The sequence below is a fragment of the Streptomyces sp. CCM_MD2014 genome, assembly GCF_000772045.1.
Lineage (GTDB): Bacteria > Actinomycetota > Actinomycetes > Streptomycetales > Streptomycetaceae > Streptomyces > Streptomyces salinarius.
Genome location: NZ_CP009754.1, coordinates 5692066 through 5718621, shown reverse-complemented (window position 1 = coordinate 5718621; position 26556 = coordinate 5692066). Strand labels below are relative to the sequence as shown.

At 73.5% G+C, this 26556-nt stretch carries 26 protein-coding genes and 1 pseudogene; 15 read left to right on the top strand and 12 right to left on the bottom strand.

The window, feature by feature from the left end; translation table 11 throughout:
• Window positions 1-390: 390 nt before the first annotated feature.
• Window positions 391-675, bottom strand: coding sequence for a hypothetical protein (locus NI25_RS25590; protein WP_061444688.1), 285 nt, complete (start codon window positions 673-675; stop codon window positions 391-393).
• A 608-nt stretch (window positions 676-1283) separates the two neighbouring features.
• On the opposite strand from NI25_RS25590, the gene NI25_RS25580 reads away from it, so the two are divergent.
• The 5 genes from NI25_RS25580 to NI25_RS25560 all read left to right on the top strand — a co-directional run bounded on the left by NI25_RS25580 (window position 1284) and on the right by NI25_RS25560 (window position 6000).
• Window positions 1284-2738, top strand: coding sequence for an AAA family ATPase (locus NI25_RS25580; protein WP_107071844.1), 1455 nt, complete (start codon window positions 1284-1286; stop codon window positions 2736-2738).
• A gap of 81 nt (window positions 2739-2819) precedes the next feature.
• Entirely contained in the window at window positions 2820-3023 is a 204-nt protein-coding gene (locus NI25_RS25575; RefSeq protein WP_061444685.1) for a hypothetical protein, read from the top strand.
• Between the two features lie 693 nt (window positions 3024-3716).
• Window positions 3717-3869 (top strand): hypothetical protein, encoded by a 153-nt coding sequence (locus tag NI25_RS39495; protein WP_158508464.1) that lies wholly within the window; start codon window positions 3717-3719, stop codon window positions 3867-3869.
• 858 nt (window positions 3870-4727) lie between these two features.
• Entirely contained in the window at window positions 4728-4949 is a 222-nt protein-coding gene (locus NI25_RS25565) for a hypothetical protein (RefSeq protein ID WP_061444684.1), read from the top strand.
• A 73-nt stretch (window positions 4950-5022) separates the two neighbouring features.
• Window positions 5023-6000, top strand: a complete 978-nt coding sequence (locus NI25_RS25560; RefSeq protein WP_061444683.1) for a D-2-hydroxyacid dehydrogenase family protein — start codon at window positions 5023-5025, stop codon at window positions 5998-6000.
• A 135-nt stretch (window positions 6001-6135) separates the two neighbouring features.
• Here NI25_RS25560 and NI25_RS25555 read toward each other — a convergent pair whose 3' ends face one another.
• Window positions 6136-6786, bottom strand: coding sequence for a DUF2087 domain-containing protein (locus NI25_RS25555; RefSeq protein WP_078884730.1), 651 nt, complete (start codon window positions 6784-6786; stop codon window positions 6136-6138).
• 286 nt (window positions 6787-7072) lie between these two features.
• On the opposite strand from NI25_RS25555, the gene chpF reads away from it, so the two are divergent.
• Window positions 7073-7348: a chaplin ChpF gene (chpF, locus tag NI25_RS25550; protein WP_061444682.1), complete on the top strand. Its 276-nt coding sequence runs from the start codon at window positions 7073-7075 to the stop codon at window positions 7346-7348.
• A gap of 76 nt (window positions 7349-7424) precedes the next feature.
• Here the strand turns inward: chpF and NI25_RS25545 are convergent, their stop codons facing one another.
• The 6 genes from NI25_RS25545 to chpG all read right to left on the bottom strand — a co-directional run bounded on the left by NI25_RS25545 (window position 7425) and on the right by chpG (window position 11415).
• Window positions 7425-8291, bottom strand: coding sequence for a tyrosinase family protein (locus NI25_RS25545; protein ID WP_061444681.1), 867 nt, complete (start codon window positions 8289-8291; stop codon window positions 7425-7427).
• Window positions 8275-8850, bottom strand: coding sequence for a tyrosinase family oxidase copper chaperone (locus NI25_RS25540; RefSeq protein ID WP_061444680.1), 576 nt, complete (start codon window positions 8848-8850; stop codon window positions 8275-8277). Before NI25_RS25540 ends, NI25_RS25545 begins: the two co-directional genes overlap by 17 nt.
• Before the next feature lie 119 nt (window positions 8851-8969).
• Window positions 8970-9485 (bottom strand): hypothetical protein, encoded by a 516-nt coding sequence (locus tag NI25_RS25535; RefSeq protein ID WP_061444679.1) that lies wholly within the window; start codon window positions 9483-9485, stop codon window positions 8970-8972.
• A 101-nt stretch (window positions 9486-9586) separates the two neighbouring features.
• Complete coding sequence (locus tag NI25_RS25530; protein WP_061444678.1) at window positions 9587-9889, bottom strand: hypothetical protein; 303 nt, start codon at window positions 9887-9889, stop codon at window positions 9587-9589.
• Between the two features lie 278 nt (window positions 9890-10167).
• Window positions 10168-10902, bottom strand: a complete 735-nt coding sequence (locus tag NI25_RS25525) for a hypothetical protein (RefSeq protein ID WP_061444677.1) — start codon at window positions 10900-10902, stop codon at window positions 10168-10170.
• A 273-nt stretch (window positions 10903-11175) separates the two neighbouring features.
• Complete coding sequence (chpG, locus tag NI25_RS25520; RefSeq protein ID WP_030179666.1) at window positions 11176-11415, bottom strand: chaplin ChpG; 240 nt, start codon at window positions 11413-11415, stop codon at window positions 11176-11178.
• Window positions 11416-11706: 291 nt separating this feature from the next.
• On the opposite strand from chpG, the pseudogene NI25_RS25515 reads away from it, so the two are divergent.
• The 8 genes and pseudogenes from NI25_RS25515 to NI25_RS25480 all read left to right on the top strand — a co-directional run.
• A pseudogene (locus tag NI25_RS25515) lies at window positions 11707-12966 on the top strand (glycosyltransferase); the annotation flags it as partial.
• Window positions 12967-13388: 422 nt separating this feature from the next.
• Window positions 13389-14852, top strand: a complete 1464-nt coding sequence (locus NI25_RS25510) for a sugar transferase (protein ID WP_061444676.1) — start codon at window positions 13389-13391, stop codon at window positions 14850-14852.
• Window positions 14853-14857: 5 nt separating this feature from the next.
• The gene (locus tag NI25_RS25505; RefSeq protein ID WP_061444675.1) at window positions 14858-16174 is read left to right on the top strand and encodes an O-antigen ligase family protein; all 1317 of its coding nucleotides are present in this window, start codon (window positions 14858-14860) and stop codon (window positions 16172-16174) included.
• On the top strand, window positions 16171-17949 hold the full coding sequence (gene murJ / locus NI25_RS25500; protein ID WP_061444674.1) for a lipid II flippase MurJ: 1779 nt from the start codon (window positions 16171-16173) through the stop codon (window positions 17947-17949). The genes NI25_RS25505 and murJ overlap by 4 nt, the downstream gene beginning before the upstream one ends.
• A 31-nt stretch (window positions 17950-17980) precedes the next feature.
• Window positions 17981-18670: a polysaccharide deacetylase family protein gene (locus tag NI25_RS25495; protein ID WP_061444673.1), complete on the top strand. Its 690-nt coding sequence runs from the start codon at window positions 17981-17983 to the stop codon at window positions 18668-18670.
• Window positions 18671-18680: 10 nt separating this feature from the next.
• Complete coding sequence (locus tag NI25_RS25490) at window positions 18681-19847, top strand: glycosyltransferase family 4 protein (RefSeq protein WP_061447093.1); 1167 nt, start codon at window positions 18681-18683, stop codon at window positions 19845-19847.
• Window positions 19844-20575, top strand: a complete 732-nt coding sequence (locus NI25_RS25485) for a lipopolysaccharide biosynthesis protein (RefSeq protein WP_107071843.1) — start codon at window positions 19844-19846, stop codon at window positions 20573-20575. Before NI25_RS25490 ends, NI25_RS25485 begins: the two co-directional genes overlap by 4 nt.
• Window positions 20572-21723: a GNAT family N-acetyltransferase gene (locus tag NI25_RS25480; RefSeq protein WP_061444672.1), complete on the top strand. Its 1152-nt coding sequence runs from the start codon at window positions 20572-20574 to the stop codon at window positions 21721-21723. The genes NI25_RS25485 and NI25_RS25480 overlap by 4 nt, the downstream gene beginning before the upstream one ends.
• A 31-nt stretch (window positions 21724-21754) precedes the next feature.
• Here the strand turns inward: NI25_RS25480 and NI25_RS25475 are convergent, their stop codons facing one another.
• Window positions 21755-22996 carry a glycoside hydrolase family 26 protein gene (locus tag NI25_RS25475; RefSeq protein ID WP_061444671.1) on the bottom strand — a complete coding sequence of 414 codons (1242 nt, stop codon included), beginning with the start codon at window positions 22994-22996 and terminating at the stop codon, window positions 21755-21757.
• Between the two features lie 167 nt (window positions 22997-23163).
• On the opposite strand from NI25_RS25475, the gene NI25_RS25470 reads away from it, so the two are divergent.
• Window positions 23164-24495 carry an ATP-grasp domain-containing protein gene (locus NI25_RS25470; protein WP_061444670.1) on the top strand — a complete coding sequence of 444 codons (1332 nt, stop codon included), beginning with the start codon at window positions 23164-23166 and terminating at the stop codon, window positions 24493-24495.
• 91 nt (window positions 24496-24586) lie between these two features.
• Here NI25_RS25470 and chpA read toward each other — a convergent pair whose 3' ends face one another.
• The 3 genes from chpA to rdlA all read right to left on the bottom strand — a co-directional run bounded on the left by chpA (window position 24587) and on the right by rdlA (window position 26480).
• Window positions 24587-25390, bottom strand: coding sequence for an LAXTG-anchored chaplin ChpA (chpA, locus tag NI25_RS25465; protein ID WP_267886345.1), 804 nt, complete (start codon window positions 25388-25390; stop codon window positions 24587-24589).
• Between the two features lie 179 nt (window positions 25391-25569).
• Window positions 25570-25797, bottom strand: a complete 228-nt coding sequence (chpD, locus tag NI25_RS25460) for a chaplin ChpD (RefSeq protein WP_061444668.1) — start codon at window positions 25795-25797, stop codon at window positions 25570-25572.
• 287 nt (window positions 25798-26084) lie between these two features.
• Entirely contained in the window at window positions 26085-26480 is a 396-nt protein-coding gene (rdlA, locus tag NI25_RS25455; protein ID WP_061444667.1) for a rodlin RdlA, read from the bottom strand.
• Between the last annotated feature and the right edge of the window lie 76 nt (window positions 26481-26556).

Genomic DNA, 26556 nt, shown 5'->3' with positions numbered 1-26556 from the left:
AGCTTTTCGACTCAGGACCCCGCCAACCTTGCTCCCTCTTGCGATTGAGTGTGTCCTGCGCATTATCGGCCTTCGAGCCAGGTTCGAGATGAGCGGGGTTCACGCATGGGCGGGTGTGGCACATGTGACGGGCCACTTCTTCCGGTTCCAGCTCCCGCCCTAGTTTCTGCTCCAGGCTCCAGCGGTGGGCCATGACCATCCTGCCGTTCGTCCGAAAGCGGCCATAACCCGTCCTGGTCTTGGCATCGGTCCACACCCAGCAGCCTGTTTCCCCGTCTATCTCCACCTTGGAAAGGAACCGCTCATAAGGGTCTCGTCGCGTAGTCACGCAAAAGACGCTATAGCCCGTTCTGCGGGCTATAGCGTCCCCTTTGACTTTCTCTGCTCCGGTCAGTCGTCTTCCTCGTCCCACTCGTCCTTGGCCGCCTCGTATCGGAAGATGACGACCTGGCCGTCCTTGTCCTCGTGCTTGGGAACCATCACGGCCTTGACGGAGAGGCCGAACTTGGACCCGTGGACGCGGAGTTCATCCAGGAACGTTCCGGGGTCCGTCTGGAAGTCGTGGCCTTCCACCGCTCGCCACGTAGCGCCGTCGGTCCAGAGGTGGAACGGATATTCAGTCGTGGGGCCGTTCATCCACGCTTCCAGGTACTCGGCGGGCACACGCTGGGCCATATCAATTCTCCTGATTGGTGCGTCTGACTTTGACGACGAGAACGCTAAGACCCATTTGCAGCTTCTGAAAAACCGTCCTGCGGGTCGCGGGGAATGTGTCACTCATTCGAGTAATGCACGGTCAGACCTGCCGCGAACAATCAAGTCCGCCTAGCGATACCCAGGAATGGCAGGGGACTCAGGAGGGCGATATTTCAAGATCGGTTGCGCATGTGACGAGTGTCACATTTTTCGGTGAGCCGACTCATTTGAATGCGCGGGATTACCGACGAATACAGTGTTCGGCACGAGGCTGTTCGGCTCTGAAATGGAGGTCATTATGACCAGGCGGATCATCAGCCACGCGGGTTGCGACCACGGGAACACGCGGGAGGAGCGTCACATGTGCCGGGATGCCCAGCGGCACGCAGACTGCACCCACCCGCAGACGCTGTACTATGCGCGGCTGTGCATGGAGATGCGCGCCCATCACGCCGAGTGCGCTCACGACATGTCGCGGGACCAGCTCATCAATTGCCCGCGCTATCGGGGTGGCCGGGAAAAGGAATAGGGCGGAGCCCGGCAACTCCGCCCTATTCACCACACCATCCCGTCAAGGAAGGTAAATCATGAGAACCAATCACGACGATAGCGCACGCGCAAATGGCGTGGGAAACGACGATGAGTCTCCCGGTGAGGACGTCTACGCCTTCCCCGACGACACGAAGCCTGGCGGGTTCAATTTCATCACCCGAACCCAGGTGAACGAGGCCCACGAACAAGCGCTGACCGTTGAGCGGTACCGCAATGCCGTGAAGGAGTACGAGGCTAAGCGCGCTTACTGGGAGCAGCAGTACGAGCAGGATCCGCCGTCGGCGGTGGAGAAGGTTCTTGCTCAGGAGTTGCTCACGGCTGGCTACCTGGAGGAGATCAAGTTGGAGCGACCCATCTCTCCAGCGGAAACCGATGGGGTGTTGGACTATGAGTCGTGTCCGACCCTGCCGCCGGGTTGGCTGATCCGGAAAGCAAACGACCGCTACAACGCGGATCGCCGAAAGGAACTCCAAGAGACCACGGCGGATATCCGTGTCGATGTCGGCCGGTTCGCGGACAGCGCCCGCGCTCTGTTCTACCGCGCCAAGCTCAATTACCTGTTCGGCAAGGGCGGCTCGGGCAAGACGACCCTTCTCCTGCACGTGGCAGCCGAGTACGTCATGAACTCACAGCCGGTGGTGTGGCTCACCTTCGAGGACATGACGGAGGAAGAACTCCGGGCCATGCTGGTCCGACAGGGCGTGCACCAGATTCTGGCCGACTACTACTTCCGCCCCATCAAGGTCACCAAGGGCTGGTCGCCATTCGATAGCGAGGAGGACGACCCGGCTCTGGTCATCCTCGACTCGGTCAATCCGTGCATGAAACTCTTGGGCCTCAACCCCAATGACGCGGACGCCATGAGCGACGTGGTTACCACCTACTTCGATCCTTACCGCGATGCGAACCCGGAGATGACCGGCATCGCCATTGACCACGTGGGCCTCAGCGCCAATGCGCAGGATCGGCCGAGTGGCCACCACAGCAAGCTGGACAAGTTCCAGGGCGCGGCCTACCGCCTCGCTCCGATCCGGGATGGTGTGGGCGGGGACTGGGGTTACTCGGCTCTATACCTGGCCAAGGACAACAAGGGAAAGACCGGATTCCGGAAGGGCAAGGAGCCGGTCGGATACCTGGTCATGGACAGCTCGACGGGTGACGGCGACACGATGAGCGTCCGTGTCACGGCCGAGGAGCCGACCGGGACGCACCACACCAGCCCGCAGGAGCGAGCGGCGGCCATTGAAGGCAACTCCACCCGCGCCATTGCTGAGCGTCTGCTGGCGGCGGCGGGCGAAGACGGCCTCACTCGCAAGGAGTGGGGCGTGGCCATCCTCGATGAGCTGCGAGGGGCGAAGCCGGACGTGGAGGATGTCCGCCACAACGCCGATATCCGGGACAACATCTCCAAGCTGCGGCGCGCGGGAGTTGTGGGGCAGAACTCAGAGGGCAACCTCATCCACGTGCCGACGGTAACGCCGCTCGAATAGCCGCCGATTGTCGAGCCGCAAAGTGGCACTTACTGTGCTGCGCACAGTCGTTAAGGCAAGTGAGGAACCAAGGAGCGGCAAGTGTCCACAGAGGAAGCCTTGAATATGGTCCTGCGCGACAAGGTCCGTCGGGGGATGCGGAAGCTGGACCCCACCGCGCCGGACTACATCGAGAAGTGCGCGCGGCTGTGGCAGACCACCCGTCGGGAGCTGGGTCTGCCGCCAGCGCCGAGGGTGATCGAGTGGCCCGAGCGAGCCTCGCAGCGCTGGGCAGTCCCTGCCTGATCACGCGCTACCAGTCGGAAGCCTCGGCCCGAAGCGGCACTCATGGAGTGCTCGGGTCGGGGCTTTCTGGCGGTCGAAGCTCTGTGACGCGTTCTCGGGCGTTGTGACGAGTTGCGCGCACAGACTGACGCACTGAGTGTGTTGGAGCTCCTGAGACGTGCTCAGACGCTCCTAACGCGTGTGTCTGCGCTCTGTCGTCGCTCTCGTGTGTGAGCGCGAGCGATACTCGCCGGCTGTTCTGTGCCGTGTCGGGTCGTAGCCCTGTCGTGCGCGTGCTCGCGTATTCCGCACGCATGAACTCCTATTGATCTTCTGCTGTCTGTCGTCGCTCATTGCGTCTGCGTGTGTGCTCTTAAAGAGCACACGCACGCAGAGACGTAGAAAGAGAGCTTCTACGCCTCTGACGTGCAGGAATGACCGTAGAAACGAAGCGTAGAAAGATCTCTTCTACGCGTAGATCTACGGTTGTTGGGCGTAGATTTCTACGCCCTTTCTACGCCCCAACGTGGGGCACGTTTCTACGCTTCGTTTCTACGCTCCTGGGACAGCGACCGATCATGAGGCGGGGAGTCGTCACGCTGGGTAGGTGGTTGCGCCACTCGATCGATTGAGCATGGTTGGTGTGGTGCTGGGCTGGTCCTGGCGAGAGCCCCCGACGAAGGGTCGGGGGCGAGACGAGAGGAGCGGGGAACCGTGGCGCAGCAGAACAAGAGGGTGGTCCTGGACTTCTCCAAGCCCCTGCCTGTGTTCGATGAGGAGAGCGGGGAGTACCTGGGGTACTGGATGGGGCCGGACGGTGTGAGGGTCGAAGCTCCGGGCGATGGGATGGACGAGACGGCTGTCTGAGTCGCCGGAGGGTGTGGGGCAGGTGTGAGGGATAGGGCCGGTTGGCCGTGTCGGGTGCGTGCGTGAGTGGGGGTGGATAGATCCCCCCGAGAGGGTGTCTGTGAAGGCCGCCAACCGAGGTCTGCGCTCTCTGTGGCCTGTGATTCTGTGGCTCGCCTCAGAGCTGCCATATCCCCTGCTCAGGGCGGTGAAGCGCCTGTTCCAGGGTGTTCATGGTCAGGTGCTTGTGCCGTCTGGGCGTGCGTTGACCGGCTTCATCCACGTCTCTAAGCTCGGCGTTTGTCACAGCACCTCGGGCTAGTGGAGCAGGCGCCTTCTAAGCGCTTGGCCGCAGGTTCGAGTCCTGCCGGGGGCGCCACAATGCTGCCGTCGGCGGCACCCGTCGTTCCGCAGCGGCGCCCGGGCCGCCGGGCAGACGCCGACCGCGCCGGCGGGTACGCCTTCCGCAGCCGGGGTGGTGAGCGACGCGACGGGCGGTCGGCCGAACAGTGCGGAAGCGGCCCGACGGCCCCCGCGGCCCAGCCGAGGGTGGGGGCGGCGCCGATCCGCGTCGGGACAGTCCCGACGATCCGGTTGAAGTACGGCGCCGAGCAGACGTAGTACGCGCCGTCGCCGACCGAGTCGGGTGCCGAGCCAGTCGAACATGGCTGCCAGCTCGGCCGCGAAGCCGCTCAGTTCGTCGAGCGGCTGCCGCTCGAAGCGGGTCGGGACACCGTCGAGGGCGGTGAAGGCGGCGGCGATCTGCCGGCAGGTCAGCTCGTCACCGGCGGTCTCGGTCTTCTTCGTCCGCGCCGGTGACACGCTCGTCGGCACCGGGCGGGCGCTGGCCGAACGGCGCCGACTGCGCCTACATCGCCGATGTCGCCGCCCACCCGGACCGCCAGGGACAGGCTCGGGTCCGACATCATCCGCAAGCTGCCGGAGCTGGCGCGGGACCACAAGAAGCTCCTCCGTTACGCCAGTCCCGGCACCGAACCCTTCCACCGCAGGCTCGGCTGCCTGCCGATGAACACCGCCATGGCGGTCTGGGCCGACCCCGACCGCGCGATCGACGTCGGTCTGCTCCGCCGGGAGTCCTGACCGACCCCGGTCCCGCGGACGTCGGTAGACTCGGCGCCCGCCACTGCCCCTTCGGCGAGAGGGACCGACGACCGTGCGACTGCGCTGTGCCGTACTGGACGACTACCAGCGGGTGGCGACCGAGGTCGCCGACTGGTCGCCGGTGGCGGACTCGGTGGACGTCGTCGCGTACGACACCCACTTCCCGGACGAGGACGCCCTCGCCGCGGCCCTGGCGGACGCCGACATCGTGGTCACCCTGCGCGAACGCGTGCCGTTCCCCGGCTCGTTGATCGCCCGGCTGCCCCGGCTGAAACTCGTCGTCGCCTCCGGCATGCGCAACAGCGTGATCGACTACGCCGCCGCCGAGGCGCACGGCGTCACCGTCTGCGGTACGGCCTCCTCCTCGACCCCGCCCGTCGAGCTGACCTGGGCCCTGCTGCTCGGCCTGGCCCGCGGCGTCGTCGAGGAGGCCAACGGGGTGCGCGAGGGCGGCCCCTGGCAGCGGACGGTGGGCGCCGACCTGCACGGCCGCCGGCTCGGACTGCTGGGCCTGGGCAAGATCGGCAGCCGGGTGGCCCGGGTCGGCCTGGCCTTCGGCATGGAGGTGAGCGCCTGGAGCCAGAACCTCACCCGGGAGCGCGCCGACGAGGTCGGCGTCGAACTGGCCCCCTCCAAGGAGGAGCTGCTGCGCAGCGCCGACTTCGTCTCCGTCCACCTGGCGCTCGGCGAGCGCACGCGCGGTCTGCTCGGCCCCGCCGAACTGGCCCTGCTCAAGCCGACCGCCTACCTGGTCAACACCTCGCGCGCGGCGATCGTCGACCAGGAGGCGCTGCTCGCCGCGCTGCACGAGGGCCGCATCGCGGGCGCGGGCGTGGACGTCTTCGACACCGAGCCGCTGCCCGCCGGCCACCCGGTGCGTACCGCCCCGCGCCTGCTCGCGACACCCCACCTGGGCTATGTGTCGCGCGCCAACTACGCCGCGTACTACGGCCAGGCCGTCGAGGCGATCCAGGCCTACCTCGCGGGCTCCCCCGTACGGCGCCTGCCCGTGTCTCCGGGCCCGGCTTAGGCTCCGGGGCAGGAGTCCGGCTTTAGCCCCGGAGCGGGGCCGTTCCGGCGCTGCCCGCCCGGGCCGAGTCCGAACCGGCGGTGTCTCCGGCCCCGGCGCGGGGTCCGGCTCCGCCCCCGGCGGGCACGACGACGTTCAGGCGGTGCCCGTCCGGGCGGCCGAGGCCGCCGGGCGGGAGTAGATCCCGTCGCTCCGGCGCAGGTGGCCGAGGTCCACCAGGTAGCGCCGGAGCGTCACATGGTCGACCTCGCCGTCCTCGCACCAGGCGCGCAGCTTCTCGTCGACGGTGCGCTCCGGGTACTCCACGCCGGGCGCGAAGGTCTGCTCGGCGATGTGCCGCAGCACCACCTTCTTGCGCGTCCAGCGCGCGGGCAGCCGGACCAGCCGGCCATCCCTGACGAAGGTCCGCACGACGATGCCGACCGGGCCGTCGCCGTCCGCCGCGCCGGTGTCCCGGACCGCCTGCGGCGCCGGGCGGCCGGCCCGGGCCAGCTCCCGGAAACGTTCGTGGGCGACGACGAGTTCACCGTCGGCGCCGGTCGTCACCACGCCCTGGTTCCGCAGCCGGCGCAGCGCACCGGCCGCCTCCTTCGCACAGAGGCCGGCCGCCCGGGCCACCTGCGCGGTGTCGCCCGCGCCGAGCGCCACGGCGGCGAAGGCCCGCACCCGGCTCTCTTCCGCGAACAGCGCGGGCAGCGCGGCCAGTGCGGCCAGTGCGGACGCCTGGGCGGGTTCGGACGGCGGCTCGCAAGCCCTGGCGGAGGTGTCGGACCGGTCGTTCGGCATGCCGGGAGGCTAGTGGACCCACCGGCGCGCACGGCAACGGTTTTTCCGCCGGAGACCGTCCGGGTGCCCGCCGGAGACGGTCCACCTGCCCGCCGGAGACCGTCCGCGTGCCCGCCGGAGACCGTCCGCCTTCCCGCAGGAGACCGTCCGCCGTCGCCACCGGCCCGCATGTTCAAAAAGGGTGATCTGCACATTCCCCCCGTGACCGGCTGCGACCGGCCGCGTTGAACCGGCAGTGCGGCGGCGCGTCCTGCCGCCGCGCTCCCCGAGTCAGAAGGAGAACGTGATGTCTCGCATCGCGAAGGCCGCCGGTATCGCCCTCGGCGCCGGTGCCGTGGTGCTCAGCGGCACCGGCATGGCCATGGCGGACGCGGGCGCGGAGGGCGCGGCCGTCGGCTCGCCCGGTGTCCTGTCCGGCAACGTCGTCCAGGTCCCGGTGCACGTGCCGGTCAACGTCTGCGGCAACACCATCGACGTCATCGGCCTGCTGAACCCGGCCTTCGGCAACGCCTGCGAAAACGGTGACGACGAGGGCGACAAGAGCGGCGGCTACGGCGGCTGAGTCGCCCGGCACCCGAGGAGCCCCGGCCTTCCCGGCCGGGGCTCCTGCCGTGTCCGGGCCGGACGACCGGACCCGCCTAGGCGTACCGGTAGATCCGGCCGACGTCCTCCAGCTCGTCCGGCGTCACGTCCCACGGCGGCAGCTTCTCGTGCCGTGCGACGATCCGCCCGCGCTGCGCGCTGCCCCGGCCGGGCGGCTCGGCCGGCAGGTAGCGGGCGCCGCGGTGGCGGGCCTGCCAGCGGGACCACTGCAGGTCGATGAAGGCGTGGTGCAGCCAGAACACCGGGTCGTTGACGGAGGCGCCGCCCACCATGGCCCCGCCGACCCAGCGGTGCACCCGGTTGTGGTTGCGCCAGGAAACGCTGCCGCGCCCGGCCCCCCAGCCCTCCAGCTTGTTGCGGAGCCCCTTGCGGACCGTGGAGTCGTAGGGCGAGGTGTCGTACTTCGGGTCGTCCAGCGCCCACTCCAGGTCGCTCTTCGAGGGCAGGTCGAGTGGGTTGCCGGCGCGTCCGAGGTCCCGGGTGAGGAACTCGGTGTCGGTGACGTTCTCCTTGATGGTCCAGTTGCCCTCGGCGTACGCGAAGGGGCCGGTGGTGACCCGGTGGTCGGAACGCCGCCCGGTGCCGCCCAGCAGGTCGGCGGTCCAGGGCGTGGACTTGGTACCGCGGTCCTTCGTCCAGTCCCAGTACGGCACGGTGACCGAGTCGTCCACCCGGCGCAGCGCCTCCTCCAGGTCCAGCAGGAACCGGCGGTGCCAGGGCAGGAAGGACGGCGCCATGTGCGCCGTCCGCAGCCCGTCCTCGCCGTCGGAGACGTAGTACTCGATGTGGGTGCGCACGAACTCGTCGTACTCGCCGCGCCGTTTGATCTCCAGCAGCGCGCCCACGAACCGCCGCTTCTCGCTGCGGGTCAGCGTGCTGACGTCCTTACGCGTGTACGCCATGCCGCCCCCCGGAGTGCTGGCCGTGGCCGGTCGACGGCGTGTCGCGCAGATGCTCGCCGGGGCCGAGTTCGTCGACGGCGCCGCGGGCCGCGGCGAGCGGGGTGGGGTACGACCGGTAGTGGTCGACCATGCTCAGCCAGCTGCCGTCGGCCCGGCGCATCAGGTGCAGCGGGCGGCCGTCCACGGTGACGTGCCAGGTGCCGGCGCCCACGGCCCGCCCCGCGGCGGAGCGGATGCCCCGGATGCGCCGGCCGCGGTAGGTCTCGTCGAAGGCCGCGCTGTCGGCGGACTCGGCGGACTCGGCGCTCTCGCCGTCCCGGACGGGCCCGGCGGTGTGCGGCTCGAGGTGTGCGGGCCCCGCCGCGCCCCGGGCCTCGGCGGGCCGGGAGGCGGCGATCAGCGGCACCAGGCCGACGGCGACGGCCGGCACGAGCAGCCCCCGCATCAGCTGCCGCCGGGAGGCGGACGCCGGCCCGCCTCTCGCCGCGCCCTCCCCCCGCACCGCGTACCGCGGCTCGTGCTCCGCGCCGTTCGCTCTCGTGCCCGCGTCGACCACCATGGCTCACTCCTCGTCCGGTTGCGTCGGTCGCACCGCTAACCGCACGACGGGCCCCGCGGTCACCGTACGCAGGGCCAGTCGGAGCACGGCCGCTCCCGGAAGCGGGCCCGCCGAGGGGGCTACAGGCCCGGTCCCACGCCCAGGTCGGCCACCGGAACCGTCTGGACCACCGGGGCGAGCACGCCGGCCTCGGGCAGCTTCGGCGACGGCAGGCCCAGGGCCTCGGGGTTCGGCGCGGTGAGCGGGGCGTCCAGGGACAGCCCCGGCGCCAGGGTCCGCACCTCGGCGGCGGGCGCGTCGACACCGGCGTGGTCGAAGTCGTCGCCGAGGACGTGCGGCACCGGCTGGCGCAGGTCCACGCCGGGCAGCCCGCCGTGCACCGGCAACTGCGGCAGCGTCCGCTCCGGCAGCAGCCGTCCCTCCACGTACCGCGGGCCTTCCGGGGCGCCCGCGGTCGGCACGGGCAGCTCGCCGGCCACCTCGGGCAGTTCCATGCCGAGGGCCGTCTCCGCACCGTCCAGCGGCACCGGCACGGGGATCGCGCCGGCCGCGGCGGCGGGAGTCACCGCCGCACCCACGGCGGCGGCCACCCCGGTGACGACGGCGGCCAGGGTTCGTCTGGTGGTCGGCTTCATGACAGGCACGGTCCCTTTCGAGAAGGCGGGGGTACGGCTTCGGGGCGGACGGGAGGGCGGGAGGGCGGGACGAGGGGTACGGCGAGGAGCGGGGCGGTGGCTCAGCCGCCCAGCGGGAGACCGCCCAGCAGGCCGTTCGCGGAGTTCAGTTCGGAGGTCGCGCCCTTCACGGTGTGCAGCACGGATTCCTTGTTCTCGGTGTCCAGGGCGTTGGACCGCGCGTCCGACTGGTGCTTGACCGGCATGATGTCGATGGGCTCCGCGGTCAGCGCGTTGACGGCACCGTTGAGGCTGGTGGGCGTGAGGGCGGCGGCGTCGGAGGCGTCGTAGGCGAAGGCGGGCACGGCGGAACCGGCGGCGACCAGGGAACCGGCGACGACGGCGGCGGCCTTGAGGGACTTCATCGTGTTCCTTTCCTCGGCGACCCGTGTCACCGGTGGGATTGCTGACGCCCTCCCTAACGACCTGCGCCGGACCCGGAAACTCCGCCGTCCGGAAGACATATGAGATCTCCGGACCCGGACGATGCCCGCGGACTCGTACGACGACGACGGCGGACCCGGATGAGGTCGCCGGCCCCGGACGGGTTCTGCGGACCGGACGAGGCCCGCGGACACGGAAAGGGCCGTCGCGCCTCCGTGGCGGAGGTGCGACGGCCCGGGACGCCCGGGGTGGCCCGGCGTCAGGAGGGGTCCGCCGGTACGGCCGCCTCCGGAGTCGTGGCCTCGGGAGTCGTGGCCTCCGGCGCGGTGGGCACGCCGGGCAGGCCGGCGAGGTCCGCGGCGGGCAGCCCGTTGCCGACCATCGTGGCGGCGACGACGTTGACGATGCCGGTCATCACGTTCTCGACGGCGGGGCTCACCTGGTCGGCGGTACCGGAGGTGGTGGCCTTGACCAGGGCGTCGATCTGCTTCTGCAGCTCGGCCTGCGCGGTCGCGGACAGGTCGGAGGCGGTCGCGGTTCCGTCCTCGCTCTGCGCCGTGACGGGCGCCGGCAGCGTGACCGGAGTGTCGGTCCCGGCCTCCGGCGCGGTCACGGCCGGCGGCTGGGCCGGGGTGCTGGTGCCGGGGGTGGTCGCCGCGTCGGCGGCGTCCGTGCCGGCGGCCTCGGCCTTGGCGAGGGCGTCCTCGACGGCGGCGGAGAGCTTCTCCGCGTCCGCGGCGGAGAGCTGGCCGTTGTCGGCCTTGAGGATGGCGGTGAGCATGTCGGTGACGGGCGTGAGCACGCCGCCCAGCCCGGCCAGGCTGCTGACCTGGCTCTGCAGTTCGTCGGCGTCGGGCAGGGGAGCGCGGGACGCCGCGTGGGTGCGTTCCCGGACCGAGTCGCCGTCGGCCGCCATCACCGCCGGACCGGAGAGGCCGATCAGCAGGCCGGCGCAGAGAGCGGAGGTGGCGATTCGCCGTGCGGGCAGACGCATGGGGGTTCCTTTCGGTGGTGCGTCGGATGTTGTGCCCACCGTGGAAGTGCCCCTGGCGCTCTGCAACCGAGCGGTGACCCGGTCGGCCCGCCCGTCGTTCCCCCGCTCGGCGTCTTGCCTGCTGAGACGCCCTGTCAAGGTCCGTGCGCCGTGTCACCGCGCGGTCCCCCCATTCGGGGCAGCGAACGCCGCCCGCGCGGCAACGCGAACCGGCCGCCCGCTCGCGGAGGAACCGCGGTGCGGACGGCCGGTGCGGGGAGTTGCCAGCCGACGTCAGTCGTTCTCGCACTCGTTGCCGAACGCCGGGTTCAGCAGGCCGATGATGTCGATGGTGTTACCGCAGACGTTGACCGGGATGTGGACCGGGACCTGCACCACGTTGCCGGACAGGACGCCCGGGGAGTGGGCGGCGGCGGCCTGCGCGCCGCTGTCGGCGGCGGCGACACCGGCGGTGCCCGCCACCGCGGCGGCGGCGACGGAGGTCAGGGCCAGGCCCTTCGCGATACGCGACATGGAGAAGTGCTCCTTGGGGTTGTCACACACATCCGGGCGGCTGCCCGGCGCAGTGTCAACGCGTGGCACGGCCCCGAGTTGTGCCGCCAAAGGGGTGATCTCGCAAAAACGCGGGATTCACAAATCCAACACACTTACCCGGTTTCGCCGTATTAGTACGGATAGCAGCTAGAGTCCCACACCGTTCGACGCACCCGTTCGACGCACCCGTATGCCGCGTGGCGGCCGACGCCCCGCGGTCGGGCGCGTTCCCGCCCGACCCGAGCATTCTCCGTGAGCGAGGAAACGCGCATGCACCTGCCACCGACCGGCTTACGGCCACGGGTTCTGCACCTCACCCAACCGGTGGACGGCGGGGTAGCCCGGGTGGTGGCGGACCTGACGCGCGCTCAGCTCGCCGCCGGGCTGCGCGTCACCGTGGCCTGTCCCGAGGGGGAGTTCGCCGACCGGCTGCGCGCGCTGGGCGCCGACGTGCGGAACTGGCCCGCGACACGCTCGCCGGGCCCGGCCGTGACGGCGGAGGTACGGCGGCTCGTCCGCGTGATCGAGGAGGTACGGCCCGACCTGGTGCACGCGCACAGTGCGAAGGCCGGTCTGGCCGGGCGGCTCGCCGTACGGGGGCGGATCCCGACCGTGTTCCAGCCGCACGCCTGGTCGTTCGAGGCGGTCGGCGGTGCCGCCGGGCGCCTCGCGCTCGGCTGGGAACGGTGGGCCGAGCGGTGGGCGGCACGGACGGTGTGCGTGAGCGAGGCGGAACGGCTGCGGGGCGTACGGGCCGGGCTGCGCGGGCCCTGGGCGGTGATCCCGAACGGCATCGACCTGGCCCGCTTCGACGCCGACGCGCCCGCGAACACCCCCGAGCACCCGGCCGACCCGGCCGGGGTACGGCGGCGGCACGACATCGCTCCGCACGCGCCGTTGGTGGTGTGCGTGGGCCGGCTGTGCCGGCAGAAGGGGCAGGATCTCCTGCTGAGCGCCTGGGAGCCGGTCCTCGACCGGGTGCCCGGCGCCCGGCTGGTCCTCGTCGGCGACGGACCGGACCGCGCCCGGCTGGCCGCGCGGGCCCCGGCGTCCGTGATCTTCGCCGGGACCGTGGCCGACGCCGCCGTCTGGTACCGGGCCGCCGACCTGGTCGTCCTGCCCTCGCGCTGGGAGGGCATGGCGCTGGCCCCGCTGGAGGCGATGGCCTGCGGCCGGCCCGTGGTGGCGACCGACGTGGACGGCGCCCGCGAGGGCCTGCCGCCCGCGCTCGTACCGCACTGCCTGGTGCCGCCCGGGTCCCCGGCGGCACTGGCCGCCGCCGTCACCGCGCTCCTCCTCGACGCGCCACTGCGCGCGTCGCTCGGCCGCCGGGGGCGTGCGCACGTCCGCTCGGCCCACGACGTACGTCACACGGCGGCGTCGGTCACGGCCCTGTACGACGACCTCCTCGGCGACGTACGACCCACGGCCGGCACGGGGCCTGCGGCCGGCACGGGCCCCGCAGCCGCCGCCGGACCCGCGGCCGCCGCGGGGCCTGCGCCCGGTGCGAAGCCCACGGCCCACGCGGAGCCGACAGCCAGCGCGGGACCCACAACCAGCGCGAGCCCAACGGCCGACACGGGACCCACGGCCGACGCGAGGCCCACAGCCGCCGCCGGACCTGCGGCCGCCGCAGGGCCTGCGCCCGGCGCGAAGCCCACGGCCCACGCGGAGCCGACAACCAGCGCGGGACCCACAACCAGCGCGAGCCCAACGGCCGACGCGAGGCCCACAGCCGCCGCCGGACCCGCGGCCGGCACGGGACCCACAGCCGCCGCCGGACCCGCGGCCGGTGCGGGGCCCTCGGTCGCGGTGTGCGCCGTCGTGGTCGTCGGCGGACTCGGCGACGGCGCAGGTCCGTCCGCCGTGCCGCGCGCCCTCCCCGGCGACGGGCTCGCAACCGCGGGCCGGTCGGCCGTCGTGCCCATCGAGTGCAGGGAGTCCACCCACCCGTGACCGCGGAAAGCACCGTCCCCTCCCCCGCCGGCCAGTCGCGCGACCTCGGCTCCTCCCCCGTCGCGGTGCTGCCCCAGCGCGACGGCACCGGGAGCCCCCGGCTGCCCTCCGGGCGGCCCGCACCGCGGCCGGGTTCGCCGCTGCCGCTGCTCGTCGTGGACGGCACGGCGGCCGTGCCGGGCACGCTGGCCCTCACCGGCACCCCGCACCAACCGCTGCTCACCGGCGTGCTGGTGGCCGCTTCGCTACTGCTGCGCCCCCGCCCGCGCCCGGGCCGGCGGCCGTCCGGTGCGCTGGACGACCTGCCCGTCCTGTGCGGCCGGATCACGGTGGTGTGGTTGGTACTCGCGGCGCTCGTCGCGGCGTACGCTCCGGCGCACGCGCTGTCCGCGCGCACCCTGGCCGCGGGCGTCCTGCTGCACTCGGTGACGGGCTGCGCCGGCCGGGCCGCCGTGTACCACCGACACCGCACGGCACTGCGGAACCGCCCCCGCGCCGCCCTCGTCGTCGGGTCCGCCGCGACCGCGCAGCGGGTGGCGTCGGCGCTGCTGCGCCACCCGCGCTGCGGGATGCACCCCGTCGGGATCGTCACCGGCGACCCGGGCGGCACCGCGAGCCTGCCCGTGCTGTCCACGGGCGAGGAGGTGCGGCGGGCGGTCGTGCAGAACGGCGTACGGGACGTCCTCGTCGTGGACCCCTCCGCGCCCCCCGCCGTGGATCCCTCCGTACGTCACCGGCAGGCGGCGTTGCTGCGGGCGCTGGCCGAGTCGGGCTGCGCGGTGTGGGAACTGGACGCCGAGACCCCCGCCCACGCCCCCTACCCGGCCGGGGACCGGATCGCCGCCTTCCCCTGCCGGCGCCTGGAACCGGCGGCGCGGCGGCCCGGCGGTGCGGGCAAGCGGGTGCTGGACGTGACGGTGTCCGGGCTGCTGTTGCTGTTGCTGAGCCCCCTGCTGCTGGCCTGCGCGGCGGTGCTGCGGGTGGTGGGCGGCCCCGGTGTGCTGTTCCGGCAGGAGCGCGTCGGGCAGGGCGGCAGACCGTTCACGCTGCTGAAGTTCCGCACGCACCGGCCGGCCGACGAGCACGAGTCGGCGACCCGGTGGAGCGTGGCGGACGAACACCGGATGCCGTGGTTCTGCCGCTTCCTGCGGCGCACCTCGCTGGACGAACTGCTCCAGCTGTGGAACGTCTTCCGGGGCGACATGAGCCTGGTCGGCCCGCGCCCCGAACGCCCCTACTTCGTCGCCCGGTTCAGCCAGACCTACCCCGGCTACGCCGCCCGCCACCGGATGCCGGCCGGCATCACGGGTCTGGCCCAGATCAACGGGCTGCGCGGCGACACCTCCATCGAGGACCGGGCCCGCTTCGACAACGCGTACATCGACGACTGGTCGCTGTGGCGGGACGTGTGCATCCTGCTGCGCACCGCCGCCGCGCTCGTGCGCCCCACGGGGAGCTGACCCAGGTGGCCCACGCCCTGCCCCTGCGGCCGACGGCACGCGTACGGCGGCTGCCGCCCGTGCTGGCCGTGGTCGCCGTCGTCGCGCTGCTCGCGCTGCCGTTCGCCCCGGACGACGGGGGCGGCGCGCACCCGGCCGACGCGGTCTCGGCGCTGGCGGTGCTGTACTGCGCGCTGCGGCTGGTGCGCGACCGGCGTCGCCCGCTGTCCCGCACGGCGGCGACGGTGCTCGGTCTGCCCGTGCTCGGGCTGACCCTCGCGGCGGTGGGCGCGGTGTCGCCGGGGGCGGGAGTGGCCGGTCTCGGCCGCTACCTCCAGGTCTTCGTCCTGGTCCCCGCCGCCGTGCTGCTGCTCGTCCGCGACCGGGCCGACGTGCGGCTGCTCACCTGGTCGATGGTGGGGCTCGCCCTGTGGCAGGGAACGGTCGGCGTGCACCAGTACGTCACCGGCACGGGCGCCTCCTACCAGGGGGAGACGGTCCGGGCCGTGGGCACCTTCGGGCCGCAGGACGTGATGGGGATGGCGACCGTGGTGTCCCTGGGGCTGGTCTGCGCCCTCGGGCTGGCGCTGGGAAGGACGCCGTCGCGGCACCGGCTGCTCGCCGCCGGGTGCGCGTGCGCCCTGCTGCTGCCGCTGGCCGTGTCGTTCAGCCGCGGGGCGTGGATCGCGACGGCTGTGACCTGCGCGGTGCAACTGCTGCTCGCCGGGGCGCGCAGGGCGCTTGCCGTGGGGGCGGCCGTGGTCGCGGCGGCGGTGGTGCTGGTGGGCGGATTCGGGATCGGTACGGCGATGCTCCAGGAGCGGGTCGGCAGCATCACCGAGGTCACCGACGCCCCCGACCAGTCGGTGACCGACCGCTACACGATGTGGGCGGCGGCCGCCGGCATGTGGCGGGAGCGTCCGCTGACCGGCGTCGGGCTGAAGGGCTTCCCCGAACACCGGGACGCGCACGCCTCCTTGGCGCTGTCCTCGGGCAGCGAGACCGACGGCGCGGGCGCCGGGTACCGCAGGCAGCCGCTGCTGTCCCCGCACAACATGTATCTGCTGGTGCTGGCCGAGCAGGGGCTGACCGGGCTGCTCTGCCTCGCCGGGAGCTGGCTGGCGCTGCTGGTGCTGGGCCTGCGCAGGCTGCGCGCGGTCCGGCGGGCACGGGGCTCGGCGCCGGACTGCGCGTTCGTCGCCTGCGGGCTCCTGGTCTGGCAGCTGACCGACTTCGCGTACGCCGACATCGGTGGGCCGTCGACCGTCCTGACGGCGGTGTCCTTCGGGCTGGCGGCCTGGTGGGCACTGGGTTCCGCCGCGCGGGAGGTGCCGGAGCGGTGACGACGACCTCACCGCGCGCGGCGGGCGCGGCGCGCCCGGGTCCCGAGGCCGGCCCGCCGGCCGTGGACGCCCGGACCGCCCGGCCGCCCGCGGAGACCGCACCCGCCGCCGACGGCCGGTCCTCGGGGCGTTTCCTGGCCCGGGCCGCCCTGGTCACCGCCGTGCTCTCGGTGGCCGGGTCGGTGCTCGGGCTGGCCCGGGACCAGGCGCTGGCCCGGCTGTTCGGGGCCGGGGGCGAGACGGACGCCTTCCTGGTGGCGTGGACGGTCCCGGAGTTCGCGGCGACACTGCTGATCGAGGACGGGCTGGCCTTCGCGCTGGTCCCGATGTTCAGCCTGGCCCTGGCCCGCCGCGCGCGGGGCGTGGCCGGCGACCCGGTGCGCGCGCTGGTCGCCTCGACCCTGCCCCGGCTGGCCCTCGCGTTCACGGCGGCCGGTGCGCTGGTCGCCGTCGCCGCGCCGGCGCTGGTGCGGGCCCTGGCGCCGGGGCTGCCCGACCACGCCCTCGCCGTCGACTGCACCCGGCTCACCGCCACCTGCGTCGTCAGCTTCGGGCTCGCCGGGTACTGCAGCGCGGCGCTGCGGGCGCACCGGCGGTTCCTGGCCCCGGCGGCGATCTACGTCGCCCACAACACCGGCATCATCACGGTGATGTTCGTGCTCGGCGGGCGCTGGGGGGTGCGCTCGGCGGCGGCCGGGGTCGCGGTGGGCGGCGTCCTGATGGTGGCGGCGCAACTTCCGTCGCTGCTGCGGCGGTTGAGGCACCGGGAGGGCGAGCGGAATACGGTGACGGCGGACGAGGCGGCCCGGCCGCTCGCTCTCGCCCTGTTCACCACCGTGCTGCTGTTCGCCCTGTGCCGCCAGTCCCAGGTGCTCATCGAGCGCTTCCTGGCCTCCGGGCTCCCCTCCGGGGCCATCTCGCACCTGAACTACGCGCAGAAGGTGGCCCAGATCCCGATGACGCTGTCGCTGATGCTGTGCACGGTCACCTTCCCGGTGGTGGCCCGCGCGCTGGCCGACGGCGACACCGTACGGGCCCGCGACCGGGTCGAGCGGGACGTGGCGCTGGCGGCCTGCCTGGTGCTGTTCGGCGCGGCCACCGTGGTCGCGTGCGCGCCGCAGATCGTCCACCTGCTCTTCCAGCGCGGCGCGTTCACGGCGGCCGACACGGCGGCGACGGCCGGCGTCATGCGCGTGTACGCGCTCGGGCTGCTCGGCCAGACGGTGGTGGGCGCGCTGGCCCGCTCCTACTTCTCGGCGGGCCGGGCGTCCTGGTATCCGTTCGGCGCGATGGCCGTCGGTGTCCTCGCCACCGCCGTCGTCGGCGCCTCGGCCGTCGGCCCGTGGGGCGTGCGCGGCATCGCCGCCGCCAACGCCGCCGGCATCACCGTCACCGCCGCCCTGCTGCTCGCCGGGACGGGCCCGCGCAGCGTGCCGGTGCGCGTCCGGCGGGTCCTGGGCGACCTGGGCCGGCCGGTGCTCGCGGCGGCCGTGGCGACCGGCGCGGGCGCCCTGGCCGCGGACCGGGTCGCGGACGCCGGTGCCGCCGTTTCACGGACCGCTCTCTCGCTGGCCGTCGGCGCCGCCGCCGTCGGCGGAGTCTTCGTCGTCCTCTGCCTGGCCCTGGGCGTCCGGGGCCTTCGCCCCGCCCTGAGGGCGGTCCGCCCCGTCCGTCTCCCCCACCCCGTCACACAAAGGCACCCGCATGGCCGTTCCCGCTCCCGGTTCCCCTTCCGCGGCTTTCGCGACGTCCGCGGCTCCCGCACCGACCGCTGACGCCCGCCCCGCCTCCGTCCCCTGGATCGCGATGTACCACTCGGTCGGCGACTGCTCGGACGACCCGTACCGCATCACCGTCACGCCGGGCCGGCTGGACGCGCAGCTGGGCTGGCTGCGGCGGCGCGGGCTGCGCGGTGTGCCGGTCGCCGAACTGCTGGCCGCCCGGGCCCGGGGCGGCGGCGGGGACCTGGTGGGGCTGACGTTCGACGACGGGTACGCCGACTTCGTCGAGCACGCGCTGCCGTGCCTGCGCCGCTGGGGCTGCGGGGCGACCCTCTTCGTACTGCCGGGGCGGCTCGGCGGCGACAACGCCTGGGATCCGCTGGGCCCGCGCAAGCCGCTGCTGACCGCCGACGGCATCCGCCGCGCCGCCGCCGAGGGCGTCGAGATCGGCTCGCACGGTCTCACCCACGTCGACCTCACCACGGCGGACGACACCGCGCTGGCCGCCGAGACCGCCGGGAGCAGGGCCCTGCTCGCCGAGTTGACCGGCACCGAGGTCACCGGCTTCTGCTACCCGTACGGCACGGTCGACGCCCGCGCCGCCGAGGCCGTGCGCGCCGCCGGGTACGGCTACGCCTGCGCCATCGACCCGGGCCCGCTGACCGGCCCGTACGCGCTGCCCCGCGTGCACGTGGGCCAGCGCGACACCCCCGTACGGCTGCTCCTCAAAACCCGGCTGCACCGCCTGCGCCGCCGGGCCGCGGCGGGGGTGTGAGGTGACGGACGTGAAGGCCCTGCACATCATCACCGGCCTCGGTGTCGGCGGCGCCGAGCAGCAACTGCGGCTGCTGCTGCGGCACCTGCCCCTCGACTGCGACGTCGTGACGCTCACCAACCCCGGACCGGTCGCCGAGGGCCTGCTGGCCGACGGCGTCAACGTCGTCCACCTCGGCATGACCGGCAACCGCGACCTGGCCGCGCTGCCGCGCCTGGCCCGTCTCATCCGCACCGGCGGCTACGACCTCGTGCACACCCACCTCTACCGCGCCTGCCTCTACGGCCGCCTCGCCGCCCGTCTCGCCGGGGTCCGCGCGGTCGTCGCCACCGAACACTCCCTCGGCGACTCCCAGATGGAGGGCCGCCCGCTCACCCCGGCCGTCCGCGCCCTGTACCTGGCCGGGGAGCGCCTCGGCAGTGCCACGGTGGCCGTCTCCCCCACCGTCGCCGACCGGCTGCGCCGCTGGGGCGTGCCCGCGCCCCGCATCGAGGTCGTCCCCAACGGCATCGACCTGGACCGTTTCCGTTTCGACCCGGTCCAGCGGCTGCGCACCCGGCGCCGCCTCGGCCTGCCCGAGGGCGCGTACGTCGTCGGCGGCGTCGGACGGCTGACCGCGGCCAAGCGGTTCGACGTGCTGATCCGCGCCCTGGCCCTGCTGCCGCCGGACTGCTGGCTGCTGCTGGTCGGCGGCGGCCCCGAGGAGCACCTGCTGCGGCGCACCGCACGCGAGGCCGGCGTCGCCGACCGCGTCCTGCTCACCGGCGAACGCCCCTACCACCCCGACGGCTCCCCCGGCCCCGACCTGCCCGCGCTCGCCGCCGCGATGGACGTCCTCGCGTCGCCGTCGCCGGAGGAGGCCTTCGGCCTGGCCGCCGTGGAGGGGCTCGCGTCCGGGCTGCCGGTGCTGTACGCCTCCTGCCCGGCGATCGAGGACCTGCCGCCCGGGTCCGCGCCCACGGCACGGCGGGTCGGCGGCGGCGCCGGGGAGTTCGCCCGGGCCCTCGCCGAGACCCGCGCGTCCGGCGGCCCGGTCCCCGGCTCGCGCACCGCGCCCGACGCGGCCCGCCACTACTGCGTCACCCGCAGCGCCGCCCGGCTGATGGACGTCTACGCGGCCACCCTCACGCAACCGCTGCCCCCGTCCCCGGCACCCCAGGGAGTCAGTTCCGCATGACCGAGCCCCTCACCCAGTCCCCGGCCGAGCCCGCGACGGACCCCGGGCCCGCCGCACCCGCCCGCCGCGCCCGCGCCCGGGCCGCCCTGCGCCGCGCCCTGGACGGCTCCCTGCGCCGCCTGCGCTCCCTGCCGCCCTGGTCCCCGCTCGCGGCGGGCGTCCTCGTCGGCGGGGTGATCGGCGCCGGGTACGGCCTGCTCGCCACCCCGCAGTACACGGCGACGAGTTACGTCGTCGCCGTGGCCGCCGACGAGTCCGACCCCGCGTCCGCGCTGGGCTTCGCGCAGGCCTACGGCCGGGTCGCCACCCAGCTCGCGGTACTCGGGGACGCGCAGATGTGGGCCGACGTGCCGGTGGCGACCCTGGAGCGGAGTGTCCGCACCGCGACCTCGCCGGACGCGCCGATGGTGTCGGTGACGGCCACCTCCGCCGACCCGGAGGAGGCCGCCGACATGGCCAACGCGGTCGCCCGCGCCCTGACCCGGCACGCGGACGCCTCCGCCGACGACACCCGCGTGGAGCTGCGGCAGTTCGCCCGGGCCACCGAGCCCACCGAGCCGTCCTCGCCGTCCGCCGCGGTGACCGGCCTGGTGGGCGCGAGCGCGGGCGGGCTGCTGGGCGGCCTCGCCCTGCTGGTCCGGCCGCGCCGCGCCGGCCGGGAGCCCGGCCGCACGGCGGCTGCCGTGCCCGGACCGGCGTCGGCGGCCGACGGACGCGGACAGCTGTGACGTACCCGGGACCGCCGCGGCCGCGCGCACTCCCGCCCGGCCACACGATCGAACTGGTCACCGACGAGACCGCCTTCGCCGAGCTGGCCCCGGAGTGGGGGCGGCTGTACGGCCGGTGCGCCACCGCCACCCCGTTCCAGAGCCATGCCTGGCTGCGCTCCTGGTGGTGTTCGTACGGCTCGCCCGGCCGGCTGCGGGTGGTGCTGGCCCGCGAGGGCGGCGAACCGGTCGCCGCCGCGCCGCTGATGCTCGTACGGCGCCCGGTGCCCGCGCTGGTGCCGCTGGGCGGGGCGATCTCGGACTACGGGGACGTCCTGCTGGACGACGAACGCGGCCCGGACGCTGTGGCCGCCCTCGCCGCGGGCCTCGCGGCGGCGTCCCGCACCGCGCTGGTCGACCTGCGCGAGGTACGGCCGGGCGCCGCCGCCGAACGGCTCTACGCGTGCTGGCACGGGCCCCGGCGCCGGCTGGCCGACTCGCTCTGCCTGGAACTGCCCGCCCTCCCGCTGGACGAGCTGGCCGCCCGGCTGCCCTCGGCCAAGGCCAGGCAGCGGGTCCGCGCCCAGCTGCGCCGGCTGGACGCGCTCGGCGTCAAGAGCCGGCCCGTGCTGCCCGACGAGGCGGACGCGGCGGTGCGGCGCCTGCTCGAACTGCACCGGCTGCAGTGGCGGGGGCGGAAGGTCACCGGGGAGCACCTGCGCCCCCGCTTCCGCGAGCACCTGGTGCGGGCGGTGGGGCCGATGGTGCGGTCCGGGGACGCGGTGGTCACCGAGTTCCGCATGGCCGACGAGGTGGTGGCCGTGGACGTGACGCTGCTGTCGCGCCGGCTGGCCGGCGGCTATCTGTACGGCGCGCATCCCCGGCTGCGGGAGGCGAAGGCGGACGTGGCGGTGATGCTGCTGGACGCGTGCGCCGGGTACGCCCGCGCGCCGGGGCGCTCCACGCTGAGCCTGCTGCGGGGCGACGAGCCGTACAAACACCGCTGGCGCCCGGCACCGGTGCCGAACCAGCGGCTGCTGCTGGCCCGCCGCCGCACCGCCCCGCTGCTGGCGGCGGCGCTGTGCGACGCGGCCGCGCGGCGGCGGGGCAAGGAGCTGCTGCGGCGAAGAGCGGAGCGGAGGGGGGCCGGCGGTGACGGAACCACCTGACCGGCCCCGGGACCGCCCCCGCCGCGCGCCGCTACTCGTTGCGCGAGTACCAGTCCAGGCGCATGCACAGCTTCCCGCCGAGCCAGTACTCCACCCAGTCGCCCAGCTCCAGCGGCGAGCAGTCGGCGGGGGGCTCGGGCGCGGTGGACGGCACCGGGGGCACGGGCGGTGCGGTGGGCGTGCCCGGTTCCTCGGGCTTCGGGGCCGTCGGCTCGGACTCGTCGGTGCGGCCGAAGAGCACGGACCGGTAGACGGCGGTGGAACGGGGATTGTCGTCGCACTGCCAGACGCCGTGCGGGCAGTAGTCGGTGACCGTGTTGTACACGGGCTTGTGCTCGTCCATCCAGGCGAGCATGCCGCGCATGTACGCGGCGTTGTCGCCGTTGCGGAACAGCCCCCACTCCGGGTAGGAGATGGGCTTGTCGTGCGCCTTCGCGAAGTCGACGTGCGCCTGGAGGCCGTAGGGCTCCTTCACCTGCTCGTCGAAGGTCATGCCGCGCGGCTGGTCGTAGGAGTCCATGCCGATGATGTCGACGGTGGCGTCCCCCGGGTAGCACCGCGTCCAGGGCACGGCGTCCCGGCCGCGGCTCGGCGCGAAGTCGAACCGGAACTTCTGGCCGGGCACCGCGCGCATGGTGGTGACGATGCGGTTCCAGTAGGTCTTCCAGGCCTCGGGGTCGGGCCCGCAGCGGTGGGAGTAGGTCGTGCCGTTCATCTCCCAGCCCAGCACCAGGACCGTGTCGGGCACCTTGAGGGCGACGAGGCGTTCGGCGAGGGCGCGGAAGTGGTGGTCGAAGCGTCCGGCGGCGCCCTGGCGCAGCAGTCGGCGCACCTCGCCGTCGCCGAGGTGCTCCTCGTTGCGCTCCATCATGGGCACGTTGAGGACGAGCATCCGGTCGGCCTGGCGGGTGCGCCAGTCGGCCCACACGTCGAGGAAACCGGGGGCTCCCTCGATGTTGCTCCAGCGGTCGCCGGGCAGGTAGGTGTGGCCGACGCGCAGTTCGGCGCCGCCCAGCCAGTGGCTCAGCGCGGCCATCCGGGCCACGCCGCGCGGGCCGTAGTCCAGGTATGCGCCGAAGGCGGGGGTGGACTCGGCACCGGCTCCGGTACCGGCTTCGGTACTGGCTCCGGTACTGGGCCCGGGTCCGGGCGCGGGTGGTTCGCCGGCGGCGACGCCGGGGACCGCGGCCAGGAACACCGCCACCGCGATCGCCGCCGCCGCGGCGTGCGCGGGCCGCCGCCCGGACCGGGCCCGTGACTGCCGTACGGCCATACCGGCCTCCTTGGATCGCCCCGAATCACGCCTCTTACTGACACTCAGTCATATGAAATGCCATCACGCCACCGCCGTTACGGCGTTCGAGTGCGGCGATCGCCCGCACCGGTGAACCGCCCCGGCGGCACTCGCTCGCACAAGCCCGAATCCGAAGGAAGTCTCCCGTGTCGCTGTTCGACACCCGGGTCCCCGCCGTCGTGCTGCGGACCGACCGGAATCCCTTTCACCACGGAACGCTGGGTGCCGTGCGCTCGCTCGGCCGCGCGGGGGTGGACGTGCACGTGGTCGCCGACTGCGCCGGGAGCCCGGTCCGCGCCTCCCGTTACCTGAGCGAGCTGCACACCCCGCCGCCGCCCGGTGCGTCGCCCGCCGAGATCGCGGTGACCCTGCGCCGCGTCGCCGCGCGGATCGCGCGCCCCGCCGTACTGATTCCGATGGACGACGCGTGTGCCGTGGCCGTGGGCCGGGCGCGGGCGGAGCTGGCGCCCCTGTTCCTGCTGCCGGACCAGCCGGCCGGGCTCGCGGAGCGCGTGGCCGACAAGGCGGAACTGGCCGTCGCGTGCGCGTCCTTGGGTGTCCCGCACCCCGAGACCGTCGTCCCGGACGGCGCGGCGGAGGCGGCGCGTGCGGCGTGGCGGCTGGGGCTGCCGGTGGTGGCGAAGTGGAGCCGGCCCTGGCTGGTGCCCCCGGGCGGCGGGCTGCGCAGCACGGTGCTGGTGCGCTCGGCACGGGAGGCCGGGGAGCTGTACGGGCGGGCCGAGGAGGCCGGAAGCCGGCTGCTGCTGCAGGCGTTCCTGCCGCCGGGGCCCGACCGGGACTGGTTCTTCCACGGGTACGCCGACCGCACGGGAGCGGTCCGGGCGGGCGGGCCCGGCCGCAAGACACGGGCCAGGCCGCGCGGCGCCGGCCTGACGGCGGTGGGCCGCTGGACGCCGAACCCCGAGGTGCGGGCGCTTTCCGAACGGGTCGTCTCCGAACTGGGCTACCGGGGCGTCCTCGACCTCGACTTCCGGCGCTGCGGCACGACCGGCCGCTATCACCTGCTCGACTTCAACCCGCGCCCCGGTGCCCAGTTCCGCCTCTTCACCGACACCTCGGGACTGGATGTCGTACGGGCCCTGCACCTGGACCTGACCCACCGGCCGCTGCCTCAGGGGACGCCGCGGCCGGGGCGGGCGTTCGTGGTGGAGAACTACGCGCCGCTGAGCGCGCTGCGTCCGGCCGGGGAGGGGCGCGGAGGGCGCGAGCTGGCCTGGTACGCCCGGGACGACCGGGCGCCGGGCCGGGCCCTGTGGGCGTTGTGGGGCCGGCACGTGAGCGCCCGGCTGCGGGACCGGGTGCACCGGGCCGGCGCCCGCCCGGACGCCGCGGCCCCGGCCCGGGCCCGCGTCGTACGCCAGGCCTCCGCACCGGCCGCGGACCGCACCGGCGCCTCGGACCGCCCGGAGGAGGGTCACGCCGACCGCCCGGACCCGGACCGGGCGGGCAGCCACTGACGTTCCCGGGCCGTCCGGGGGCGGACGGCCCGACGCCCCCGGCGGCCCGTGCGGGGGCCGTCCGGGGGCGTCGGGGGCGCGTGGGGCGGGATCAGCGGCCGGCGGCGGCCCGGCCCCGGCGGTACAGGATCGCCCCGCCCGCGATCAGCACGGCACCGGCGGCCGCGGCACCCAGCGTGCCCTCACTGCCGGTCTCGGCCAGGACGGGCGGCTGCTCCGTCTGGGGAGTCGTCGGAGGGTGCTCCTCCTCGCCGGAGGGCGGGGGCTCCTCCTCGTCGGTGGGCGGCGGGGGCTCCTCCTCGCCGTACCCGGGAGGCGTGGTCGGGGGCGGCGGCTCCTCCTCGCCGTAGCCGGGGGGCGTGGTGGGCGGCGGGGGCTCCTCCTCGCCGTAGCCGGGGGGTTCCTCCGAGGCGTTCTCGCACTCGTTGCCGAAGACCGGGTTCAGCGCGGCGATCACGTCGACGGTGTTGCCGCAGAGGTTGACCGGCACGTCGACCGGGACCTGCGTGCTGTTGCCGGAGCCCACGCCGGGAGAGCCCTCGGTCACGCTGTCCGCGTGGGATCCGGAGGAGGACCCGGTCGGCGACGAGGACGAGGACGACGTGTCCTCGCCGTACCCGCCGCCGTCGCCGTGGCCGTCGGTCTGCTCGTCCGAGGCGTTCTCGCACTCGTTGCCGAAGGCGGGGTTCAGCGCGGCGATCACGTCGATCGTGTTGCCGCAGGCGTTCACCGGCACGTCGATGGGCGCCTGGAGGGCGTTGCCGGACACGGCGCCCGGTGAGTTCGTGGCCGCTCCGTCCGCATGCGAGTCGGCAAGGGCGGGGCTGCCGCACAGGGAAAGGATGCCCGTCGCGGCGGCAGCCGCGACCATCCCCCTGCTCAGGGTCTGTCGCACTCTGGTTGTCTTCCTGCTCGGAGAGATGAGAGATGAGAGATCGTCGGAGAACGTTCCGGAGCGATCCGGAGCGATCCGGAGATCCGGAGGGGACGGGCTGCAGAAAGGCGAAAGGCCGGCCCGAACCAAACGAGTTGGCCAAGGCCGGCCGTGACGCAGCCGGTCGGTGCGGAACAGCGTCAGTCGTTCACGCACACATTGCCGAACGCGGGGTTCAGCAGACCAACGACGTTGATGGTGTTGCCGCACACGTTGGCGTCGACGTTCACCGGAACCTGGATGACGTTGCCGGACAGGACGCCCGGGGAGCCGACAGCGGCGCCCTCGGCACCGGCGTCGGCGAAGGCCGGGGCGGCCATGCCGAGGGCCATGATCGCGCCCGCGACGACAGCAGCGCTCTTCTTCATGAACTTTCCCTTCTCTGCGGTCATGCCTGAATGACGGCCGAAACCGCGCGAGCACAGCATTGACGGCTCGCACCATGACCTGCAGCCTGCAAACGAGGAATTGACGGCCGGAGAAAGTACCGAACGTGGGACACCCCGTAATTCACTCGGATGCCCCACGACTCGGTCCGGCCGTTCCCCCAAGAGAGCGACGACGTCGATCCGCTCCCCGGCGAAATCCCGTCCCGTTCACGGACGGGCGGCCCACGCGGAAATCAGCGGGCCGCCCGTACCGGGCCGGGCTGGGCTCAGCGGCCCTCGCCGTTCGCCGACAGGACCGACAGGTCCTCCAGGACGTGCGACAGGGCACCGTCCCGCTTGGCCTGCGTGGAGTTGTCCGCGCACTGCTGGTTCAGGTCGTCCGCCAGGACGTTGACGTCCTGGATCGGGACGAGGTTGATGACGGCGACGTTGACGTCCTCGACACCGAGGCACGGCTTGTTCAGCGTGCCCTCGACCAGCGACAGCTGGGGGCTCATGTCGCCCTCGGTCGCCGAGTTGCCGAACGCCGAGGAGGCGCCGTTGCCGTTGGCCACGGCCGGCCCGTTGTCGTCCCCGATGGCCAGGGCCTGGGGAGCGGCGGCAGCCGACATGCCGATCACAGAAGCGGCAGCCGCCGCGGCGACCATTGCCTTCTTGAGCACTTCGCGTTCCTTTCGTCGTAGCGACGCACTGTCCTACGGCCTCATCAACCCGATGCGCCATGATTGGTTGCGGGCG

Excerpts from the sequence above, each read along its gene's own strand:
- NI25_RS25535 (WP_061444679.1), bottom strand. The coding sequence starts at position 9,485 with ATGAAGCCGACCACCAGACGAACCCTGGCCGCCGTCGTCACCGGGGTG.
- NI25_RS25540 (WP_061444680.1), bottom strand. The coding sequence starts at position 8,850 with ATGGTGGTCGACGCGGGCACGAGAGCGAACGGCGCGGAGCACGAGCCG.
- chpG (WP_030179666.1), bottom strand. The coding sequence starts at position 11,415 with ATGTCGCGTATCGCGAAGGGCCTGGCCCTGACCTCCGTCGCCGCCGCC.
- NI25_RS25495 (WP_061444673.1), top strand. The coding sequence starts at position 17,981 with ATGTACCACTCGGTCGGCGACTGCTCGGACGACCCGTACCGCATCACC.
- NI25_RS25580 (WP_107071844.1), top strand. The coding sequence starts at position 1,284 with ATGAGAACCAATCACGACGATAGCGCACGCGCAAATGGCGTGGGAAAC.
- NI25_RS25530 (WP_061444678.1), bottom strand. The coding sequence starts at position 9,889 with ATGAAGTCCCTCAAGGCCGCCGCCGTCGTCGCCGGTTCCCTGGTCGCC.
- NI25_RS25475 (WP_061444671.1), bottom strand. The coding sequence starts at position 22,996 with ATGGCCGTACGGCAGTCACGGGCCCGGTCCGGGCGGCGGCCCGCGCAC.
- chpD (WP_061444668.1), bottom strand. The coding sequence starts at position 25,797 with ATGAAGAAGAGCGCTGCTGTCGTCGCGGGCGCGATCATGGCCCTCGGC.
- NI25_RS25555 (WP_078884730.1), bottom strand. The coding sequence starts at position 6,786 with ATGCCGAACGACCGGTCCGACACCTCCGCCAGGGCTTGCGAGCCGCCG.
- NI25_RS25565 (WP_061444684.1), top strand. The coding sequence starts at position 4,728 with ATGTCGCCGCCCACCCGGACCGCCAGGGACAGGCTCGGGTCCGACATC.
- chpF (WP_061444682.1), top strand. The coding sequence starts at position 7,073 with ATGTCTCGCATCGCGAAGGCCGCCGGTATCGCCCTCGGCGCCGGTGCC.
- NI25_RS25545 (WP_061444681.1), bottom strand. The coding sequence starts at position 8,291 with ATGGCGTACACGCGTAAGGACGTCAGCACGCTGACCCGCAGCGAGAAG.
- NI25_RS25590 (WP_061444688.1), bottom strand. The coding sequence starts at position 675 with ATGGCCCAGCGTGTGCCCGCCGAGTACCTGGAAGCGTGGATGAACGGC.
- NI25_RS25485 (WP_107071843.1), top strand. The coding sequence starts at position 19,844 with ATGACCGAGCCCCTCACCCAGTCCCCGGCCGAGCCCGCGACGGACCCC.
- NI25_RS25525 (WP_061444677.1), bottom strand. The coding sequence starts at position 10,902 with ATGCGTCTGCCCGCACGGCGAATCGCCACCTCCGCTCTCTGCGCCGGC.